This is a genomic window from Pseudoalteromonas sp. SR45-5, assembly GCF_014163565.1.
Classification (GTDB): Bacteria; Pseudomonadota; Gammaproteobacteria; order Enterobacterales; family Alteromonadaceae; genus Pseudoalteromonas; species Pseudoalteromonas distincta.
This window is the reverse complement of record NZ_JACJDN010000622.1, coordinates 1-2,307: the sequence shown is the minus strand read 5'-3', so window position 1 is coordinate 2,307 and position 2,307 is coordinate 1. Positions and strand designations below refer to the sequence as shown.

Below are 2,307 nucleotides of genomic sequence, written 5' to 3'. Positions count from 1 at the left end.
ACTTTATTTAAATACTCAATCATACCTTTAATTTATTTTAACGACATGATTTTGTAAGGTTTTTACTTTTTTGTAAAGTTGTTATCTGGTTGGCACGACTTTCGCAATATATTAAATATCAAATCAAGACGAATTTAGTTAAATTTTTAAGGGGTGCAATATGCAAACAAACACAAAAGCCAAACAACAGCCTAAAGGTAACAATTGGGTACTAACACCTGAAATTATGGTTTTGTCAATTTTGCTTGTTGCCACTTTAGTAATAGGTATAACAGTTTTACGAGGTAACGATTCGATTGAACCGCTGGCAGATATTCAGCCAATTACTTTTACACAAGCTGATGTTGAAAACGCTCAGTTGATGAGTAATACGTTTGACTCGCAAAATACCAACTATGCACAACATGTAACTTCTTCTAAAAACGAAAATAACGACACTCTTTCAAACTAGAGACTTTTGCGCAGGTAACTATTTATAGTTGCCTGCGTTTTTTTATGTTCCTACCACCAATTTAATTTTTTATCCCTCCCCATAAAATTATTTATTTTCTCTTAAATTTAGATGGTGCTTAACCTAAACAGGGTTTTATCAAAGCTTTCTCTTTTCTCATATACAATTGCTAATATTAGCTTTGGTCAGTATCTATTAACTGGCTTATCTGTGTTTTATAAGCTCGATTAAGCGCTCACATTGCCAATGTAGCTGCATTGCAAACTGAATTGCAAAATGCGAATGAAATGGGAGAAGTAAATCCATTTAATATTCTAATTTAACTACCTGAATATATTGGTTTTTATTTCTGTTTTTTTGTATTTAAAATGGCCTGTAAATTGCTCTTTAATATAATAAGTCACTAAGAGTGAAACCGGAGCAAAATCATGAGTGCGTTTAAATACCTAGAATCGGAAAAACCAGTCAATCTAGCAAGATGGCATGAGTTAGAGAGGATCATGTCTGATTCAATGCAAAATAATTATTTTAAAATGGTTTATCAACCGCTTGTATCATTGGGATCTGGAAAGCTGGTCGGCTTTGAGTCGCTAGTAAGGTGCCAATCACCGCGCTTTGGCATTGTTGGCCCTGATGAGTTTATCCCTCATGTAGAGCAATCGGGAATGATTTTAGAATTAGGTGACTGGATTTTTGAGCAATGTTTGTCTGATTTAAAACATATGCGGCAGTTTGGTATGACAGATATTGCTGTTTCATTAAATATTTCACCGGTACAAATCTTAGATGGTGATGTGTTTGCAAAAGTAATGTCTTTGCTAGAAAAGCACCAAATACCACCACAGGCTATTAAAGTCGAATTAACGGAAACAGCGCTCATTCATAGTCCTGATAAAATAGCTAAGGCGTTTGAAAACTTCCATAAAGAAGGCGTAAAGGTGTGGATTGATGATTTTGGCACTGGGTATGCCTCTTTAGGTTTACTTCGTCAATTTGATATTGATGGTTTAAAAATTGATCGCAGTTTTGTAAGTGGTATTGCAACTAATAATGAAGACTTTACGTTATGTAGCGCAATTATTGCGATGGCTCAACGATTGGGTTTACAAACGGTAGCAGAAGGTATAGAAGAGAATGAGCAATTACAAATATTAGAACAACTTGGTTGCGATATAGCTCAGGGGTACCTGCTAGATAAGCCGCAAACGTTAACTAAAAGTATTGATACTTGGGCTTTGTAAATGTTTATATTCATTTTGATTTGCAAAATGCAAAAAACAAATTACTCTTAAACTACAACTCTTACATATTATTAGTGTACGAAGTTTTAACTTACACAAAGGTTATCTATGCCCATATCAGAGCAGTTTGTCGATAAAAGTATTACCGAGCTAAATGTATTAACTCAACTCGAAAAGGATGTTGGGACAACCGTGTTAGCTCGTTTAATTAAATTATTTATTGATGAATTAGTTACTATGGCTAACCAATTAGATACGGCAATTAGTAGTGAAGATACTATAAAAATTAAAGAAGTAATGCATGTCTTAAAAAATTCAGCAGCTTTATATGGTGCATCTGCTTTAGCTGCGTTAGCAACACAATTACACGATTCGCCACCGTCAACTACACAAGAAAACTTGCACGCAGCGCTTGTTATTAAACACAACTTGGATAAAACCCGAGATGCGTATCAAATAATGAGTAATAGTATAGCTATCTAGGAGAAAGCTGTGTCAGATATAATTGATAAAGGTCTTGTTTATATTGTTGAAGATAGCATTGCCAGTGGTGCTTTATATGCAAGTCAGCTTGAGCAGGCTGGTTTCCAATGCAAACACTTTACAGATGGGTAC

The 2,307-nt window shown here is 34.6% G+C and carries 3 protein-coding genes; all 3 read left to right on the top strand.

Annotated features, from left to right (window positions below):
* Positions 1 to 160: 160 nt before the first annotated feature.
* The 3 genes from H5072_RS17235 to H5072_RS17225 all read left to right on the top strand — a co-directional run bounded on the left by H5072_RS17235 (position 161) and on the right by H5072_RS17225 (position 2,175).
* Positions 161 to 451, top strand: coding sequence for a hypothetical protein (locus H5072_RS17235; RefSeq protein WP_182694241.1), 291 nt, complete (start codon positions 161 to 163; stop codon positions 449 to 451).
* 500 nt (positions 452 to 951) lie between these two features.
* Positions 952 to 1,692, top strand: a complete 741-nt coding sequence (locus tag H5072_RS17230) for a bifunctional diguanylate cyclase/phosphodiesterase (protein WP_024595976.1) — start codon at positions 952 to 954, stop codon at positions 1,690 to 1,692.
* Between the two features lie 108 nt (positions 1,693 to 1,800).
* Positions 1,801 to 2,175, top strand: a complete 375-nt coding sequence (locus tag H5072_RS17225) for an Hpt domain-containing protein (RefSeq protein WP_039489282.1) — start codon at positions 1,801 to 1,803, stop codon at positions 2,173 to 2,175.
* Positions 2,176 to 2,307 lie beyond the last annotated feature (132 nt).